Here is a 17,729-nt window from a genome sequence, read left to right as displayed (position 1 = left end):
CCGCGCCTTCGGCGGCTTTGACCTCACGGTGGACTCTCCCGCATGAGCATGGACATCCTCGCATCCCGGCGCATCCTCCTGCCCGTCGCCGCCCTTTGCCTGCTCGTGGCCGCGTGCGGCGGCGAGCGAAAGGCGGACATTGCGGATGACGGCACGGCGACGGCGGACGGCGCATCCGCCCTCCGCACCCTGTCCCCGCCGGCGGCGGCCGGGAGCGGCGAGCCCAACCTGGCCGTGGGGCCGGACGGGCGCGTGTACCTGTCGTGGATCGAGCCCGGCGCCGATTCCACGCACGCGCTGCGCTTCAGCGTGCTGGAGGGCGACCGCTGGTCGGCGCCGCGCACGGTGGCCAGCGGGCGCGACTGGTTCGTGAACTGGGCGGACTTTCCCTCCCTGGCCGTGCTCCCCGGCAACCGCCTGGCGGCCCACTGGCTGCAGCGCAGCGGCGGCAGCAAGTACGCGTACGACGTCCGCGTGGCCATCAGCCCCGACGGCGGCGTGACGTGGACGGAGTCCGTCGTGCCGCACACGGACGGCACCCAGACGGAGCACGGCTTTGCCTCCCTGTGGCCCGCGGGGGCGGACTCGCTGGGCCTGGTGTGGCTGGACGGCCGCAAGACGGGCGCGTCGGCCGACGGGGAGCACAACCCCGCCAGCGAGATGACGCTGCGCTACACCACGGTGGGGATGGACGGCCGCGCCGCGCCGGACCGCGAGGTGGACGGCCGCGTGTGCGACTGCTGCCAGACGGGAATGGCCATGACGTCCACGGGCCCGCTCGTCGTCTACCGCGACCGCTCGCCGGACGAGGTGCGCGACATCTACGTCACGCGGATGGTGAACGGCGCCTGGACGGAGGGCCGCCCCGTGCACGCCGACGGCTGGGTGATGCCGGCCTGCCCCGTCAACGGCCCGCAGGCGGACGCGGACGGGCAGCGCGTGGCCGTGGCCTGGTTCACGGCCGCGGACAGCACGCCGGCCGTGAAGGTGGCGTTCTCCGCGGACGGCGGCGTCACGTTCGGCGCGCCGGCGCGGGTGGACGGCGGCAACCCGGAAGGCCGCGTGGACGTGCAGCTGCTGGCGGACGGCGGCGCGCTCGTGAGCTGGATGGAGCGCACGGACGCCCAGTCCGCCGAGGTGCGCATCCGCCGCGTGGGCGCGGACGGGCGGATGGGCGAGCCGCGCACGCTGGCCAGCGCGTCGGCGCGTAGCACGGGCTTTCCGCGCATGGTCCGTGCGGGCGACGGGGTCGTCTTCGCGTGGACGGGCCCCGGCAAGCCGTCCACCCTGCACGCCGCGCGGCTGGCGCTGGCGGACCTTCGCTGAACCCGATCGGACGGACTGACGTGATGCGGACGATGCACCTCCTGCGGATTCTTCCCGCCGCCCTGCTGCTGGCGGCCTGCGGCGACGTGCCCCGTGCCGGCGGCCCCGTCCGGGTGGGGGCCGAGGCGCCGAGCTACGCGGCGGAGACGCTGGACGGCGAGCGCAGCTCGCTTTCGCAGATGCACGGCAAGCCCGTGCTGCTGAACGTGTGGGCCACGTGGTGCCACCCCTGCCGGCAGGAGGTGCCCGCGCTGGAGGCGCTGCACCGCGCGTACGGCCCGCGCGGGCTGCAGGTGATCGGCGTGAGCATCGACCAGGGCGACCAGGAGCAGGGCATCCGCGAGTTCATGCAGGAGTACAACGCCAGCTACCCCGTGTGGCTGGACCCGGACGGCGAGGTGACGGCCGTGTTCAGCACGGTGGGCGTGCCCAACACGTTCCTCATCGGCCCCGACGGCCAGGTGCTGTGGAAGCACGTGGGCCCCGTCAAGGCGGACGACGCCGAGCTGCGCCGCCTGATCGAGACGTCGCTGCCCGCGGCGTCGTGAGGGGGATGGGGCGGATGGGCGGATGGGGCGGATGAGTAGGATCGTAGTCGAGCGGGATCCCGTCGCCGCGCGACAGGGGGTCCTCTCCCCCGCCACCTGCGCCGCTCGTTCCTCGCGACCGCGGTCGACCCCTCCGACAACTTCGGGGGAGGGGTTTGCATAGGTGGGTTCCTGCCGGTGGGAGCACGCCGGTGCTGTTCAACCTCCCCCAGGTTTTTTTGGGGAGGTGGGCGAGCTCCGCGAGCCCGGAGGGGGCGCTCACGCGATGGCCGCCCTGCACGCGCCGCGGGCTTCGACTACGGAGGATGCAATGGCGGATTCGCTCGCGAAGGACGTGTGCGCGCCGTGCCGAAAGGGCGCGCCGGCCGTGACGGCGGAAGAGATGGCGGAGCTGCGGGCGCGGGTGCCGGAGTGGGACGTGGTGGAGCGCGACGGGATCCCGCGGCTGGAGCGCGTGTTCACGTTCCCGGACTTCGCGCGGGCCCTGGCGTTCACCAACCGCGTGGGCGCCATCGCCGAGGCGCAGGACCACCATCCCGCGCTGCTCACCGAGTGGGGACGCGTGACGGTGACCTGGTGGACGCACACCATCTGCAACCTGCACCGCAACGACTTCATCATGGCCGCCCGTACGGACGAGGCGTTCGCGGGCGGATCCGCATCCCCCCAAACGGAAGACGCCCGACCTCGCGGCCGGGCGCTCCCGTCACCCGCTTCCCCCCCGAGAAGCGGTGAATGCCTGGGATGATGCGGATCAGGCGGCCGGCGCGGGACGCACGGTGCCGGCGTCCACCACGAAGCGCCACGCGCCGCCGGGCTGGCGCCGCCAGATCGTGAGGTACTTGCTGTAGTTGCGCGCGCCCGTCTCCGCCGTGCGCGTCGCCACGCCGATGGTGAACCCCAGGTCGCCGCTGCCGGCGATGTCGCCGGCGATGGGGCCCCACTCCAGCGTGGCGCGTCCGCCGTTCATCACGGCGAACAGGGCCTCGGGGCCGTAGATGGGGCCGCTGAGCATGGCCCCGTCCGGCGCCATCCAGTCGCGGAACGCGCCCGCCACCCCGCTCACGCCCGCCTGCGCCGCGAAGTCGCGGTCCGCCCGCATCACCTCGTCCACGCCCGCGGCGCCGCGGACGGGCTCCTCGCGAAAGAAGCCGGCCGGCGCGGCCTGGGGTGCGTCCGGCGCCGCGTTCACCAGGAACGCGGCGACCTTCCAGGTGCCGCCCTCGTTGCGCCAGAAGGCCAGCGTCCGCGAGAAGTGCTGCCGTCCGTCCGCCGCCGTGTACGCGCCGCCGCCGAAGGTGTAGCCACGCGTGCCGTCCGCCGAGACGTCGGCGCGCAGCGTGGCCCAGCTGACGCGCGCGCCGGCCAGCGGCGAGGCCGCGAGGTCCGCGCGGACCGCCTCAAGCCCGTGCAGCACGTCGGCCCCGTCGCGGAGGAAGTACACGTCGCTCGCGAAGGCGGCCGGCAGGCCGTCCACGATGCCGCGCGCCTCCACGGCCGCGGCGTGCGCCGCATCGGCCGCGCGCAGCGAGGCCCGTGCGGCGGCAAGGTCCACGTCCTGCGCGGCCACGTTCGCCGCGCCCAGCAAGGTGCTCATCACGATCGCCGTCGCGGCGCCACGTGCAGTCATCGTCAGGGTCGATCTCGGTCGAAGGATCATCGTCTGCTTTCCGATTGTCGACAGTGCAACGCGCGACACGGCCGCGTTCTGGCGCGAATCCGCATCCGCCGCTCCGTCTTCATCGATCCTTAACGACGAACGGCATTCTCACGGCGTGCCGCGGAGGATGCAGAGGGGGACGCAAAGAACCCCGGTCCGCGCAGAAACCGGGGTTCATTGGGAGGTCTTGAAGGTGCGCTGTAAAGCGCTACCGCGAGCGGTAGGGCTTTCGCTCCACGCCGGCGTGCCGCAGTTCCTCCGTGAGCTGCTTGAGCCACTCGCCCTTCGAGTCCAGGGGGACGTGGAGCATCTCGTAGTCGGAGGGCCGCTCTACCCCGTCCTCGTGCAGCACCAGAACGCGGCTGGGGCCCAGCAGCGCAGCAAAGTAGCCCAATTCGAAGATTACGTTCTGCCGTGCCCGGGGCTTGAGCGTCTCGCGTATTCGGGCAACGGCGTACTTGTCCCGGGATGCCAGGATGGGCTGCAGCTTTTCGGTCGTGGAGCCCATGTCGTCCCCGGTGAGGATGACGACGGCGAAATGCATCCGGTCCGCCTCCAGCCGGAACTTGTCGAACACGGAAATGCCTACCCCGGGCTTGTGCTTGAGCACCACGGGGGTAAGACCGAGCTCCGATACCTTCGCGCAGACCTGGTCGCGCACGGCGGCCTCATGGCCGTGCACCACGAACACGCGGGGCACGAGCCGCTCGTGGATGGCCGTGCGCAGCTCGATGAGCTTTTCGTCCTCGCCCTCCTTCTCCGGCTTGAACATCACCACGGGGCGAAGGTGCTCCGGGACCTTGCGGTCGTTCAGCACCTTGAAGTATCGGCCGATCTCCATCTCCTTGTGGCCCGTGATCAGGATCTTGGGCACTTCCGGCGCCTCTTCGAGCGCGATGAGCAGGCCGCTTACGTCATGCGGGTCCGACCGCACCAGCTTCAGGTCCAGCACGGCCAGGTCTACCCGCCCGGTGCGAAGCTGCTCACGCGCGGCGTCTGCCGTGGCGGCGGGTATGACACGGTAGCCGTCCTCGCGGAGCAGCAGGTCGGTGCTGCCGCGAAACAGGGCATTGTCGTCGGCGAGCAGGATCCTCCACTTGCGTCCGTTCATGAAGTTGCCTCCAGCATCGACTGGTGTGCGTCCGGCACGTAGGCCGGCAGCGAGATGCGCACGGTGCTTCCGCTCTGGCCATCCGTGCGGTTGAACGCTTCCAGCTGGCCGTCGTACGTAAAGGCGATGCTCTGCGCGATGATGAGCCCGATCCCGATGCCGTCGCCGCCGGCCCGGGTGCTGCGGGGGTGAAGGCCGAAGTCGTCCAGGAACTCCGGGGGGATTCCACACCCCGTGTCCGTGAACTCGATCTGGAGGAGATCGTCCTTGCGGCGTGTGCAGAGGATGATGTCGCGCACGGGCGTCTCGGTGAGGGCCTTGGCGGCGTTGTCGATGAGTGTGCCGATGGCGGCGTTCATCCAGTGCCGGTTGACGAGTACCGCGTCGCGCGGCCCGGCGTGCAGCTGGGCGCCAAGGCTTAGGTCCAGAAGCCCCTCGCGCGGCTTCCACGTGTCGATTGCCTGCTGCACGAGCTCGTTCACCAGGATCGGCTCCAGTCCTTCGTCCGGCTGCCGCAGCACGGGCCGTTGGGCCATGACCTCCAGGGTGGCCTCCAGGAACGTGTCGATTGACTTCCGGAGCGACTCCGCGACGTAATCCTGGATGGCCGACTCCTCCTCGGCGCGCTGCAGCACGTCCTTCCAGGTGTTCACCCATCGCCGAATGTCGGGTGCGAACCCCGCGATGTTGTGGCGCCACTCGCGGTCCACGATGCCGAAGGTGGCCAGGGCCGTCGAGGCGCGAACCCGCTTGAGCGCGGTAGAGAGGTCCTCCACCGTGCGGCTGAGGTCCTCGTGCAGCTGCGCGTTGTGGATGGCTACGGCGGCCTGGTCGGCGAACAGGCGGATGTTGGCACACTCCTCGTCTGTGAACTGGTGCGGTTCGCGAAAGTTCACGAACATCACACCCACCTGGAGCTCGTTGCCGGGTTCGCCGCCGTCCTTCTGCTCCCGTACGCGCAACGAGACGACCACGCAGGAGCGGACCTTCTCCTCCACCGTGAATCGCGTTTCCCTGAAGTCCGCGTCCGCCAGCACGTCCGGCACTACCCGCATGGTGTCGCTCTTGAGGACGCGGCGCACGAAGCCGTCCACCACCTTCTCATCCTCCTCGTCCAGCGCTGCTTCGTCCCACACGCCGACGGTCGTGGGCGGGTCCAGCAGGATGCCTTTGGTTCGATCGTAGCGATACAGGGTCACCGCGTCGCCCTTGAGCGCCGTGCGCGTACCGCTCACCACGGTGTGCAGCACCGTCTGCAGCGGTTCCGCCGTACTCACACGCGCTAGCACCTGCGCCGTTTTGCGGACGCGCCCCACTTGGTGCAGCACGTCCAGCATCTGTGCCTTCTTGAGCGTGAGTGCGGCCTGCTCGGCAAATCGCTGGGCCATGTGCGCGTCGTCGGAATCGAACGGCTTGGCCTGGGGATGGAGGTAGTCCACGTACAGCACACCCAACTCCTCGTGTCCCACGGCGAGCGCGATTCCCTGAAAGCTGCGGGCCCCCACCGCCTGCAGCACCTCCAGGGTAGATTCCGAGAGAAAGCGGTACCGCGCGGGATCCACGACGTCCACAGGAAGCCATCCTCGCTCCAGCACTTTGTATGAAGTGCCACCGTATTGTGGGGGCCGCGCGCGCACCAGGGCTTCCACGCGCGGCTGCAGCCCCGCGCAGGCCACCAGCCGAAAGCAGTTGCTGCTCGCGTCGTACGTCCACAGCACCGCCGAGTCCGCGTGGAAGATGTTGCGCGCGGCGCTCACGATCTGGTCCTGCACGTCGGCCAGCGCGTTCCAGTCCTGGTCGAAAGCGGGCGTTACCCCATTGGTCATGCGTTCCAGGTCAGCCAGTTGCTCGGGGGTAAAGAGCTGCCATGGCTGCGGATTGTCATCAATCGCGGCGGTTGCTGTGGCGACCAGCCGCACCACCCGCTTGAGGTCGTCGAACGACGGCGCAGTGCGGGCGAACGGGTTGTCGGCCATCAAGAAGCCCAGCACGTCGACGCCCCGCACGAGCGGCACCAGGACCAGCGGCAGCACGGGCCGGAACGCCGTCAGCACGTCGGGGGGAATGGCCGCCAACGCGTCCGGGGCGTCGATGATGCCGCCGCCATCCTCCTGAGCGGCCCGCAGCATCAGCATCAGCTCTGGCGTGCACGGCGTCCGCACGCCGCGGATGTGGGCATCGAGCGGGGTCTGGATGTGCCCGTGGGTCTCCAGGTGCTCCAGGTAGCGGCGCACGTTGTCCATTCCCTCGGCCTCGTGGACCAGCCAGTCCCGCCGGGCCTCGCGCTCCGTGAGGTGGCCGATGGCGAGTTCCCCGTGCAGTTCGCCGCGCGCTTCGTCCAGCAGGAACACCGCGGCACGGTTGAACGCCAGCCCGTAGCCCGCCGTGATGCCGGTGAGCAACGCGGGCAGCGCCTTGCGAGGGTCTGGTGAGCGGCGGATGAACTGCTCGATGTGCCCCAGCGCGCTGGACCGCACGAAGCCGCTGCGTTCCCAGTTCCACAGGATGGAGCTACGAAGAATGCTGGAGACCTGGTCGGCGAACAGCACCAGCACGTCGCGGTCGAGTTCCACGAACCGCCGCAGGGCTGCGCCGCCGGCTACCACGAGCACGGAGATCACCTCCCCCCCGGCCCGGCGGAGCGGGGCGCCGATGGCCAAGTCGAACTCGCGGTCGCCTACACGAAAGGGCGTTCCGCGCTCCGCCGCGATCCATACCTCCGGCGCGTCGGTGAGCGCCACCAGCCCGGCAAGGCCCTTGTCCTGGGGCTCGCGCTCCCCGCGTACACCCTGTGGCAGGCCCACCGCGGCCGTGACCACCATCGTCTCCGTTTCGGGGTCGGTGTCGTACAGGCAGGCCGCTTCGTAATCGAGCAGCTCCACCGCTACCCGCGTGAGCTCGTGCCGAAGCTGCCGCGTGTCCATCTCCGCGTGAAGGTACTGGTGCGAGTCGAACACCCGGTCCATGAGCCGCTTGCGCCGTTCGTCCGCCCGGGCGCGCTCCTCCAGCGCCACGACCAGCACCTCCTTTTGCATCACGTTCGCGAACAGCTGGGCCATGCCCTCGTCATCCGCGCTGAAGCCCACGTCCGGCGAAGGGTGTCCGTCGGAGCCGCGCCGGTTCTCGATCCGCAGCAGCCCCAGCAACTCGTCGCCGCCATTGCGCAGCAGGGGAATGGCCAGCAGTGAGCAGCAGCGCCCCGACGGCATGTGGTGGTTGGGCAGGCCGCGCGTGGCGGGGTGGTTCGTGAGAGCCGCCCCGTGGTCTCGAAACACGCGCCGTTCATAGGCGATGTGGCCCGTGAGCCCCGTGCGCTCCCCGCTCACGATGCGAAACCGGCGGCCGTAGTCGAACGTGCCCTCGCGGTGCCCGAAGCCCGCTTCCAGCGTCAGGAAGTCCGGCGTGTGGGCCAGCAGCACCTGGCACGATTCGGCCTCAATGACCGCGGCAGCCTCGCGTGCGATGAAGGTGAGCCGCTCCTGGAGTGACTGGCCCTCCGACTGGCTGTGCACGAGCTGCAGGGCCCGCTGCAGCGGATGCGCCTGGGCGCGGGCCTGCTGCTCCACCTGCGCCAGCACCAGAGCCGCCTGGTCTCCCAGGAGCGCGAGCGTGGAGATGTCTTCATCGCTAAACGTCCGGCCGGCGTCATCATCCACGTACAGCACGCCCGTAATGTTTTCCTGCCAACGGAGGGGCACCTCCAGCACGGCCCCGAACGGCGCGTCCTCGAAGATGGGGGCGCGGCCGTTCCATTCCCCGTAGTTGCGCTTCCTGGCGTAGTTGCGCCCCGTTTGCACCAGCCACCCCGCCAGCCCCTGTCCCGGCCGCAGCACCTTGCCCCGGTTGTGCGGGCGCAGGTAGTCGGCGGCCAGGAAAAGCAGCCCCTGCTCCGGCACGTAGTGATAGATGCCGCCGCCCTTGGCCCCCAGGGCGTTCACGGCGTGCTCCACCACGCGCTCCAGCATCGTCTCGCGGTCGCGTTGCTCCAGTAGCGAGCCCAGCAGCGAGCCGATGGCCGTGGTAGCCCGACGCATCTTTTGCGCGGCATCGGTGTGCGCCTGCGCGATGGCCCGCAGCTGCTCGTTCTCCAGCAGCGGCGCCAGCTGAACGGCCAGCGCCTGGCAGTGCGCCACCTCCGCCGCCGTAAAGGCGCGGGGCCCCGACGTATGGTGCACGCTGAACCATCCCAGCAGGCGGTCTCCACGGGTAATGGGCACCGCCAGCAACGCCCGGATTCCTGCCCCGTCCAGCAGCGGCCGCAGCCGCTTCACGGCACCGTCCGCGTGTACGTCCTCCACGCGCAAGGGGGTGTGCGAGCGCGCCATCCCCGCCGCCACGGGCAGCTCGCCCAGGGCAATGCGCGCGCCCACCGCGCCGCCCGCCGGATGCTCCGCGCGCACTACGCCCACGGTCCCGTTGGGCTCCAGCACCAGCGCGGCGGCGTGGGCAAACCCCATCACGTCCACGGCGGCTCCACAGGCCGTCCGCAGGGCCGCGTCCAGGCTTTCGGCCCCCGCGATGCCGGCGCAGGCGCGCAGCAGGGGATCGACGGACTGCCCGTAGTCGGGGCGGGTGGGAAGCTGGATCTCGGAAGGGCTCATGGCCGTCACACGCCTTGAATGGGGAGTACGTCCGAAAACATCCGGATCAACGAGCCGAACAAGCGATGATGGGGCGCCGGGAGCTCAGGCAGGGAGGGACGTGGCCTTCCGGAACGGCGACATCCGGGCGGTCACGGTGCGCAGATTAGCGGCCGGGGACGTGGAATCCAAGACTTTCGGTTCGGCGGCCGTGCCCGTCTGGAGGAATCCGCAGCTCGGTCAAAGAAAGCGGCGGGCGAAATCCGCAGAAGGAATGGACAGGGGAATCGGGCAAGGGAAATCGGCAGGAGCGATTGGCGCGGGGAAGATGACGACGGCGCCCGGCGAGATAACTCGCCGGGCGCCGTTTTGCCGGGGGGAGGCTCGCGTCCGCTCAGGCCGGGACGGGCGCCGGCGCGGGCTGCAGATACCTGGCGCTCACCCAGCCCGCCGTCGACGTGCCGGGGACGGTGACGTACATCCACCCGTCCTGCGACTGCTGCGCCCGCACCGCCGTCCCCTGCGCCAGCGGGCTGCCGGCCACGGTGGGGTTGGACGCGCCGGGGCCGCCGCGCACGTTGAGCGCCTGCGCCGTCACCGTGTACGCCTGCCCGGACGCGGGCTGGGCCGGCGCGGTCGACGGTACGGGCGTGGGCACGCCGCCGGGGACGGCCGCCACGGCACTGGCGCGAAGCACCTGCTCCAGCTTTTGCGCGTAGCCCGCGATGCGCTGCGCCTGGTCCAGCCCGTTGATGATCTTGCGCGCGTTCACGTAGTCGCACGTGTCGCCGCTGATGAAGCGCGACAGCCTGGCGCCCGTGAACGAGCCGTTGCGCATGCCGTACGACATGATGCGGTACGCCACGTCCGCGTCCAGGGCCAGCCCCGGCTCGTACAGCAGCCGGTTGTTGAGCACCTTGCCCATGTTGCGGTAGTTGTAGTCCCACGTGAGCTGTACGTAGCCGCGGCCGTAGTACGCGTTGCTGTAGCTCTTGCCGTCGGGGTCCGTGACCGTCACGGGCTGGCCGTACTTGTGGCCCTTGCCCTTGCCGTACTCCTCGATGGGCTTCCACGTGTCGGCGCACTCGTGCTTGACCGTGGCGAACATGTAGGCCAGCCAGCGGATGTCCGTGATGTCGGTGTCGGCCTCGGCCGCGGAGAGCAGGGCGTCCAGCCCTGCCTGCTTGCTGCCGGGCAGCGCGCCGAACGCGGCGGCGTACGCGTCGTGGAACTTCTGGCGGTCGAACTTCATGGGAACCTCGAACAGGATGGGGTGCGGGGACAGGGCGATCCGCAAGGAAGGATCGGATGCCGGAGGGAGAACGAAAGATGAGACCCATCTGCCGTCCTGACAACCCTTTCCAGCCGCCGGGCGGACGACCCGGTCCGCGCCTTGCTTGCATCCCCCGGTGAACGGAGTGGCAACGGCTACGGAGAGGGAGGGGCGGATGATCCGGTACGGGCCGGCGGGGTGGATGTACGACGACTGGGCGGGCGTGGTGTACCCCGCGCCCAAGCCGCGCAAGTTCGATCCGCTGGCGTACCTGGCCGGCTACTTCGACACCATCGAGGTCAACTCCACCTTCTACCGCCCCGCCGCGCCGACGACCATCCAGAGCTGGCTGCGGCGCGTGGAGCACAACCCGCGCTTTCGCTTTACGGCCAAGCTGTACCAGCGCTTCACCCACCAGCGCAAGACCACGTGGACGGCAGACGAGGTGGACGAGGTGCGCGCGGGCTTCGATCCCCTGCTGGAGAGCGGGCGGCTGGGCGCCGTGCTCATCCAGTTCCCGTGGTCGTACCGGCGGACGGACGAGAACCGCGAGTGGCTGGACGACCTCACGCGCACGTTCGGGCACTACCCGCTGGTGCTGGAGGTGCGCCACGCGACGTGGAACACGCCCGCGTTCTTCGACGGGCTGATGGAGCGGGGAATCGGGTTCGTGAACATCGACCAGCCGCTGTTCAGGAACTCCATCAAGCCCACGGCGCACGCCACGTCGCAGGTGGGCTACGTGCGGGTGCACGGCCGCAACTACCAGGACTGGTTCCGCGAAAAGGCGGGCCGCGACGAGCGGTACGACTACCTGTACACGCCGGACGAGCTGCAGCCCTGGGCGGACCGCACCAAGGAGATCGCGGCCGAGCCGCAGACGGAGGATGTGTTCGTGGTGACCAACAACCACTATCGCGGCAAGGCCGTGACGAACGCGCTGCAGCTGCAGTCGATGGTGGAAGGAAAGAAGGTCCCCGCGCCGCCTCCGCTGTTCAACGAGTACGGCGAGGTGCTGGACCCGTACGCCGAGCCTGCCGCCCCGCCCGTCGAGCCCTGACCCGGCGGGCGGCGGCCAGGCGCCGTACCCTCGTACCCTCGTACCCTCGTACCCTCGTACCCTCTCGTACCTTCTTTCGCACTTTCGCACTTTCGCACTTCCCGCCCCGGCCTTGTCGCTCCTAACTCGTTGGCGTAGCTTACTCCGCCTCGTCCGCGAGCACCCCCTCCGTCCGAGCCTTTCCGTTCCATCCGCGGTCCTCCACACGAACGACACATGCGAGCTCACCTTCCGCTGCTGGGCCTGCTCCTGGCCGCGGCCGCGCCGGCCGCCGCGCAGGCACCCGTCATCACCGAACAGGGCGATCCGTCCGTCCGCAGCGACACGCTGTACCGGCTGGCCGTGGACCCCGCCGACTATCCCGAGGAAAGCTACGTGGTGCTGCTGGACGACGGCGTGGTGCGCCGCGAGGCCGACGGCACCGGCTCCGTCACCTACCGCAGCGTCATCCAGCTCCTCACCGACGACGCCGTGGAGGACTTCGGCGAGATGAGCTTTGGCTGGGACCGCAAGCGCGAGCGCTTTCGCCTGAACTGGGTGCGCGTGATCGACGCGCGCACGGGGGCGGTGATCAGCGACAAGCCCGTGCACGAGCAGGAGAGCCTGGCCGAGGTCTCGTTAAGCTCGCCCGTGTACACCGACCAGCAGAACCGGCGCGTGTCGCTGGGCGGCGTGGCCGCCGGCACCATCGTGGACTACAGCTACACCACGGAAACCGTGGAGCCCGTGCTGGCGGGCGACTTCACGCAGACGTGGGGCATCCACATGGGCGTGCCCGTCCGCCGCTCGCGCTACATCCTGGACGTGCCGGCCGGCTACGCGCCGCGCATCCAGGAGCACAACCTCACCTTCCGCCGGATGGAGCAGGAGCGGGGCGGGCGGCACGTGTACACGTGGGCCGCGCGCGACCTGCCCAAGATCGAGCCGGAGCCGTTCGCGGCCACGGACAGCAACCAGGTGTACATGGGCCTGGACATCGCCGGCCGCACCGAGTGGGCGGACGTGACGCGGTGGTACGCCGGCCTCTCCGCCGACCGCTACGCGCTCACCCCCGAGATCGAGGCGCGCGTGGCAGAGGTGGTGCGGGGCGCGCAAACGCTGGAAGACTCGCTGCGGGCCGTGCACCGCTGGGTGGCGCAGGACTTTCGCTACGTGTCGCTGTCCCTGGGCATTGGCGGGTACCAGCCGCGCACGCCCGAGGAGGTGTTCCGCACCCAGTACGGCGACTGCAAGGACAAGGCGACGCTCTTTATCGCCATCGCGCGGCGGTTCGGCGCCACGGCGTACCCCGTGCTGCTCAACTCGTACGGCGGCGACGGGCGCGACATGCCGTCGGCGGGCCTCTTCAACCACATGATCGCGGCCGTGCAGCAGCCGGGCGGCGGCTACACCTACCTGGACCTCACGGCCGAGATCATCCCCTGGGGCGAGATCAGCCCCAGCTACCAGGGCGGGTTCGGCCTGATCGTCCACCCGGACGGCACCCCGGAGGAGATCACCTTCCCCCGCAACGAGCCCTCCGCCAACCGCCTGCTGACGGAAGTGGCCGGCGAGCTGGCGGCGGACGGCACGTTCACGGGCAGCTTTACCCGCACGGCACACGGCTCCATGCAGTACAGCCTGCGCAACGCGTTCTCCAGCACCATCACGCCGCGCGACCGGCAGGAGCTCACGCGCAACCTGGCGCAGAACCTGTTCGAGGGCGCCCGCGGCGACAGCGTGGAGATCTTCGACGGCAAGGACCTGCGCGCGCAGCCCCGCATGCGCCTGTGGGTATCCAACGGGCGCGCGGCGCGCACGTCGGGCGGCACGCTGGTGCTGAGCGTTCCGTTCGCCAACGGCAGCATGGAAGAGGTGCTGACGGAGCTGCAGGCGCGCACGGAGCCCCGGCGCTTCGACATCGACGTGGCCCAGGTGATGGGGCCCATGGAGGTCGTGAACGAGTACCGCGTGACGCTGCCGGAGGGATACCGGGCGCGCCTGCCGCAGAACGTGACGGCCGAAAGCGTGTTCGGACGCTACTCGGCCGAGTTCACGCAGGAGGGCCGCGAGCTGCGCGTGGTGCGGCGTCTGTGGGGCCGGCGCGGCACGGAATCGCGCGAGCGCCTGCCGGAGCTGATCTCGTTCCTGCGCGAGATGGGCCGCGACGACTCCGTGTTCATCATCGTGGAGCCGGCGGCGGACTGATCCCTCGTTTCGGCGGAAGATGAACGGAGCGCCGCCCCCGGAGCCTGGCTCCGGGGGCGGCGTGCGTACGTCTCCTAACGCTTTTTGATGCAGTGGATTGCGCGCGCGGAACACAACTCTTGTTTCCCGGCCCGCGCGCGTGTATCCTGTGGGACCGATCCCCCCCGTCGCGGGCCTCCCGCCCGCCGTCGCCCTTGCTCTTCCCCCGGCAGTGTCCACCCCCACCATCCTGCTCGTCGACGCGCACGAGGACAGCCGCTTCATCTACGCGGCCGTGCTGAGTCACCACGGCTTTGGCGTGGTGGAGTGCGCGTGCTGCACGCACGCGGTGGAGCTGGCGCGCGAGCACCGGCCGGCGCTCATCGTGGTGGCCGTGGCGCTGAGCCCCGCGCCCGCGTGGACGCTGCTGCGCGCCCTCAAGCAGCACGCCGAGACGGCGGAAATCCCCGTGGTGGCCGTGAGCACCACGGGCCTGGCGGAGCACCGCGCGCGGGCCCTGGAGCTGGGCTGCGCCGATTTCCTCGTGAAGCCCCTCCCTCCACTGGAGCTCCTCGGCATCACCCGTCGCCTGCTGCAGCGCGAGCAGAGCGCGTAGCGGGATGATGAGGGGCGACGGGCGGGGCGGGGGCGCCGGGTGAGGAACAACGGGATCCACGATTGAGGATCCGCCGGCGAAGGGTGGCAGATCCGTCGGAGGAGGGGATTCGGGGAGGATTGGCGGCCTCCAGCCCCGGCGAATGAATTCGCGGCACCGGAAACGTGATGTCGGCCTGCGCCGACCGTTCATCCGAGGGCAAAGTGGGTGCACCGGCGCGGAGGCCGAGCCGGCGAGGTCCGTGTGGATGGGAAGGCCCGCGCGCCGTCTCGGGCCCGCCCGGGGGAGCAGGTGAAGCCCCGCCGCGTGACGCGAAGCGTCGTCAGGGCGGGGCTTTCCGATTTTGTAGCGGCGGCTTTAGCCGCTCCGGCTGGGACGCGGCCATTGTCCCGGATCTCTCCTGCTGCCTCTCACGCGGAATCGGCCCCACGCAGAAACACCCTCCCCGGCGCGTGGCCAGGGAGGGTGTCTCGCATCATCCTGATCCGCCGATGCGGGCCTAGAGCGCGCTCTGGGGCTCGCGGTAGCGGGCCAGCACCTCCAGGAACACCTTGGACGAGCGGGCAAAGGCGCCGCGGCGGCGCAGCTCCGTGGGGCTGCTGCCCACGAACTTTTGCGTCACGCGGCGCAGGCCGCTGTCCGACGAGTAGCCGCAGGCGTGCGCCACCGACAGCACCGTGCGGCCCGGGTCGTCCAGCAGCTCGGCGGCCAGCAGGATGCGCATCCACGCCAGCAGCTTGCGCGGGGGCGGCAGCTCCGCCCGCTCGCACCAGCGCAGCAGCGTGCGGCGGCTCAGGCGCAGCTGGCGCGCCAGGTCGCGCCCGTGCCCGCCCACCGCCACCACCTCGGCCGCCGCGTCCACGATGGCGCGGGCGCGGCCGGGCGTGTCGGCCGGCAGCACGTTTTCCAGCAGCGCCTTGAGCGGACGGCCCTGCGCCGCGCGAAAGCGCTGCACCATGGCCGCCGGCGTGTCGTCGTGCGCGATGGAGATCACCTGCACCACGCCCCACTTGCCCAGGGTGCGCAGGTCCTCCAAGCGGTTGGGCTTGATCTCCATGGCCGCGAACACGGCCGTGGAGGGGAACTCCACCAGCAGCGACTTGAGGTGCTGCGACGGCCCGCCGGCGCCGTTGGCGTCCTCGTACGGGTTCACCACCACCAGCGCCGAGGGCGGGGAGTCGCGCACCGCCTCTTCCAGCGAGGGCCAGTCGGGGACGGCCTGGAAGGTGTACTCCTTGCCGGCCACCTTGCGGACCCGCTCGCGAAAAGCCTCGTTGCTGTGCAGCACCAGCAGGGGGCGTGCGCCGATCTTCATGTCGTTCGTGGAGTGTGAGGGTGAGTGGGCGGGAGGTTCAGCGGCCTACCAGCGACGCGTTGAGCGTGCGCACCAGGTCCAGGGCAAAGGTCTCCGCGCGGGCGGCCGTCTCCGGCTCCGCCTCGGGGACCGTCTCGGCCGCGCGCTGGCGCACGCCGCGGTTGCGGCGCACCTGGTCCAGCACCGACTCGGCCGTGAGCAGCGTCTTGTTCTCGGCGCGCTCGCGGGCCACCTGCACGGCGCGCTCGGCCGCCCGCTCGGCGCGCTCGTACTCGCCCAGCATGGCGGCGCCGTGGGCCAGCTCCAGCATGACCGTGGCGGCGTTGGCCAGCCCCGGCGTGCGCTGCATGCGGTCCCACACCTCGTCCCAGGTCTGGTCGAACAGCCGCCGCTCGCCGGCGCCGGCCGCCGCGCGCACCGTGTTGGCCAGCACGCCCAGCCGGTCCTCCAGCCGCTGCATGTGGTGCACGAGCGCCTGGAACACCGTGAGCGCCGGGGCAAAGCGCCCGCGCTCCATCCAGAAGTACGCCACGTCCAGGGCCAGGTACACCAGCCGCGGGTGGTCGGGGCCGTACATCTCGAACGCCTCGCGGGCCAGCCGCTCGGCGTCGTCGGGGTTGCCCGTCTGGGCCGCGATCACGAACAGGTCGTGCAGGGCGGAGCCGTGCAGGGCGCGCATGCTGTGCCGCCGCGCCGCGCGAAGCGAACGGAGGTGAAAGCGGCGCGCCGCGGGAAAGTTGCCCCGCTGCATGTACAGGTTGCCCAGCCCCGCGAACGCCATGGCGTAGCTGCTCCAGTCGCCGCTCTGGCGGGCCAGGGCCACGGCGCGGCGGTACCACGTCTCGGCGCGGGCGTACTCGGCGCGGCGGCGGGCCAGGCGGCCCACGGCAAAGCTCGTGGCCGCGTCGGCCGGCAGCACCACGGCGGCACCCTGCGCGAACGCGATGGCCGTGCCCATGTGCCCGTGCCCGTCGGCCCAGTGGGCCACGTGCTGGCAGGCCAGGGCCACCTGCTCCTCGCGCGCCGTCTCGGGCCCGCCGGCCATGCGGATGAGCGTCATGAGGGCCGACTCCAGCTGCACCTCGGGATCGCTGTCGCGCAGGATGGAGATGAGCACGTCCTCGGCGTGCGGCTCGAACAGCCCCTCGCGGTCCTCCGGGGGCGTGCTGCCCCACAGGTACACGTCACGGACGATCTGAAAGAGCAGCAGTCCCAGCGGAGTACGCACCTCCTCCAGCACGGCCACGCCCTCGAAGGCCTCGCCCCCGTGCAGGATGGCCGGGGGAGTGCGCCAACGACGGGCGGTACGCCGCACGGGCGGGGTCAGACGCCTGGGTCGCATGTTGGTCCGAACGGGTCCTGGGTAGGGAGATCGCCAAAGCGGGGCCGTGTTCCAGCGGACCGCATGATAACGCGTATCTCCTTTCCACGCCATAGTCTTGCCGGCTCCCCCGGCGCAAAGGGGGCGGTCGCTGTGCGCGCTTTCAAAAACCAGAGCGGCGCAAACGGTGCGGCTGCTTTCCCGGCGCTCCCTGTCGCGCCGGACCGGCCGTCTCATCTCCCAAGTGGACGAAGTAGATAACCTGCATGGTTCATCGTGACTTGGGGCGGGTCCGTCCCGCGCGCGGCAACCCTGGAACAGGTGCGACAGTTTCAGTTCGTTTAATTTAAATTAGTCGTGAAACAATTGTATGTTATGACACGGTCAGCCATCGCGGGCTGCGGGGGCACGCCGTGACGGGTGGGATGTGGGCTCACCGTACGTCGATTCGCCGCAGGTCCTGGACAATGCGGTCCACGAACCGCGGCACGTGGGGCCCGCCGCGATCGAGGTCGATGGCCTGCAGGGCCGAGGCGGCGTCGGTGAGGATGGCCTGCTCGTCGGCAAAGCCGGGGCGCAGCAGGTCCGCGTCGGCGAGCGCCGTGGCCAGGTCGGCCAGGAGGGCGCGCACGGCACCAAGACGCGTTCCGCGCTCCATGGGCGATGCCGCCTTGAGCGCCTCCAGCTGCGCGACGGCCTCGTCGCACAGGCGCGCGAGCTCGGCGGGGCGGGGGGCGGGGTCGGGCGTGGGGT

Annotated in this window: 12 protein-coding genes and 1 pseudogene; 6 read left to right on the top strand and 7 right to left on the bottom strand. The window is 70.5% G+C overall.

Features of this window, described 5'->3' with window-relative positions; translation table 11 throughout:
- The first annotated feature begins 42 nt into the window (after positions 1-42).
- From VFZ20_RS02570 to VFZ20_RS02560, 3 genes are all read left to right on the top strand, one after another.
- Complete coding sequence (locus VFZ20_RS02570) at positions 43-1,326, top strand: sialidase family protein (protein ID WP_329682255.1); 1,284 nt, start codon at positions 43-45, stop codon at positions 1,324-1,326.
- Positions 1,327-1,358: 32 nt separating this feature from the next.
- The gene (locus VFZ20_RS02565) at positions 1,359-1,874 is read left to right on the top strand and encodes a TlpA disulfide reductase family protein (RefSeq protein ID WP_329682254.1); all 516 of its coding nucleotides are present in this window, start codon (positions 1,359-1,361) and stop codon (positions 1,872-1,874) included.
- A gap of 310 nt (positions 1,875-2,184) precedes the next feature.
- Positions 2,185-2,622 (top strand): 4a-hydroxytetrahydrobiopterin dehydratase, encoded by a 438-nt coding sequence (locus VFZ20_RS02560; RefSeq protein WP_329682253.1) that lies wholly within the window; start codon positions 2,185-2,187, stop codon positions 2,620-2,622.
- Positions 2,623-2,628: 6 nt separating this feature from the next.
- Here VFZ20_RS02560 and VFZ20_RS02555 read toward each other — a convergent pair whose 3' ends face one another.
- From VFZ20_RS02555 to VFZ20_RS02540, 4 genes are all read right to left on the bottom strand, one after another.
- Positions 2,629-3,504 (bottom strand): hypothetical protein, encoded by an 876-nt coding sequence (locus VFZ20_RS02555; RefSeq protein ID WP_329682252.1) that lies wholly within the window; start codon positions 3,502-3,504, stop codon positions 2,629-2,631.
- A 238-nt stretch (positions 3,505-3,742) separates the two neighbouring features.
- Positions 3,743-4,645 (bottom strand): TIR domain-containing protein, encoded by a 903-nt coding sequence (locus VFZ20_RS02550; protein WP_329682251.1) that lies wholly within the window; start codon positions 4,643-4,645, stop codon positions 3,743-3,745.
- The gene (locus tag VFZ20_RS02545; RefSeq protein ID WP_329682250.1) at positions 4,642-9,246 is read right to left on the bottom strand and encodes a GAF domain-containing protein; all 4,605 of its coding nucleotides are present in this window, start codon (positions 9,244-9,246) and stop codon (positions 4,642-4,644) included. Before VFZ20_RS02545 ends, VFZ20_RS02550 begins: the two co-directional genes overlap by 4 nt.
- 373 nt (positions 9,247-9,619) lie before the next feature.
- Positions 9,620-10,477: a glycoside hydrolase family 19 protein gene (locus tag VFZ20_RS02540; RefSeq protein ID WP_329682249.1), complete on the bottom strand. Its 858-nt coding sequence runs from the start codon at positions 10,475-10,477 to the stop codon at positions 9,620-9,622.
- Between the two features lie 196 nt (positions 10,478-10,673).
- Between VFZ20_RS02540 and VFZ20_RS02535 the strand changes: the two genes are divergently transcribed.
- From VFZ20_RS02535 to VFZ20_RS02525, 3 genes are all read left to right on the top strand, one after another.
- Positions 10,674-11,558: a DUF72 domain-containing protein gene (locus VFZ20_RS02535; RefSeq protein WP_329682248.1), complete on the top strand. Its 885-nt coding sequence runs from the start codon at positions 10,674-10,676 to the stop codon at positions 11,556-11,558.
- 216 nt (positions 11,559-11,774) lie between these two features.
- Positions 11,775-13,745 carry a DUF3857 and transglutaminase domain-containing protein gene (locus tag VFZ20_RS02530; protein WP_329682247.1) on the top strand — a complete coding sequence of 657 codons (1,971 nt, stop codon included), beginning with the start codon at positions 11,775-11,777 and terminating at the stop codon, positions 13,743-13,745.
- A 211-nt stretch (positions 13,746-13,956) separates the two neighbouring features.
- On the top strand, positions 13,957-14,340 hold the full coding sequence (locus VFZ20_RS02525) for a response regulator (RefSeq protein ID WP_329682246.1): 384 nt from the start codon (positions 13,957-13,959) through the stop codon (positions 14,338-14,340).
- A gap of 499 nt (positions 14,341-14,839) precedes the next feature.
- On the opposite strand, the gene VFZ20_RS02520 is transcribed toward VFZ20_RS02525, so the two are convergent.
- From VFZ20_RS02520 to VFZ20_RS02510, 3 genes and pseudogenes are all read right to left on the bottom strand, one after another.
- A complete protein-coding gene (locus VFZ20_RS02520; protein WP_329682245.1) occupies positions 14,840-15,655 on the bottom strand; it encodes a helix-turn-helix domain-containing protein in 816 nt (271 codons plus the stop codon).
- 37 nt (positions 15,656-15,692) lie between these two features.
- Positions 15,693-16,970 carry a tetratricopeptide repeat protein gene (locus VFZ20_RS02515; protein WP_329682244.1) on the bottom strand — a complete coding sequence of 426 codons (1,278 nt, stop codon included), beginning with the start codon at positions 16,968-16,970 and terminating at the stop codon, positions 15,693-15,695.
- 439 nt (positions 16,971-17,409) lie between these two features.
- Positions 17,410-17,729: pseudogene (locus VFZ20_RS02510) on the bottom strand (hypothetical protein); the annotation flags it as partial.

The sequence above is a fragment of the Longimicrobium sp. genome (genome assembly GCF_036280135.1).
GTDB lineage: Bacteria > Gemmatimonadota > Gemmatimonadetes > Longimicrobiales > Longimicrobiaceae > Longimicrobium.
The sequence above is the reverse complement of the archived record's forward strand: the minus strand, read 5'-3'. Positions and strand labels throughout refer to the sequence as shown.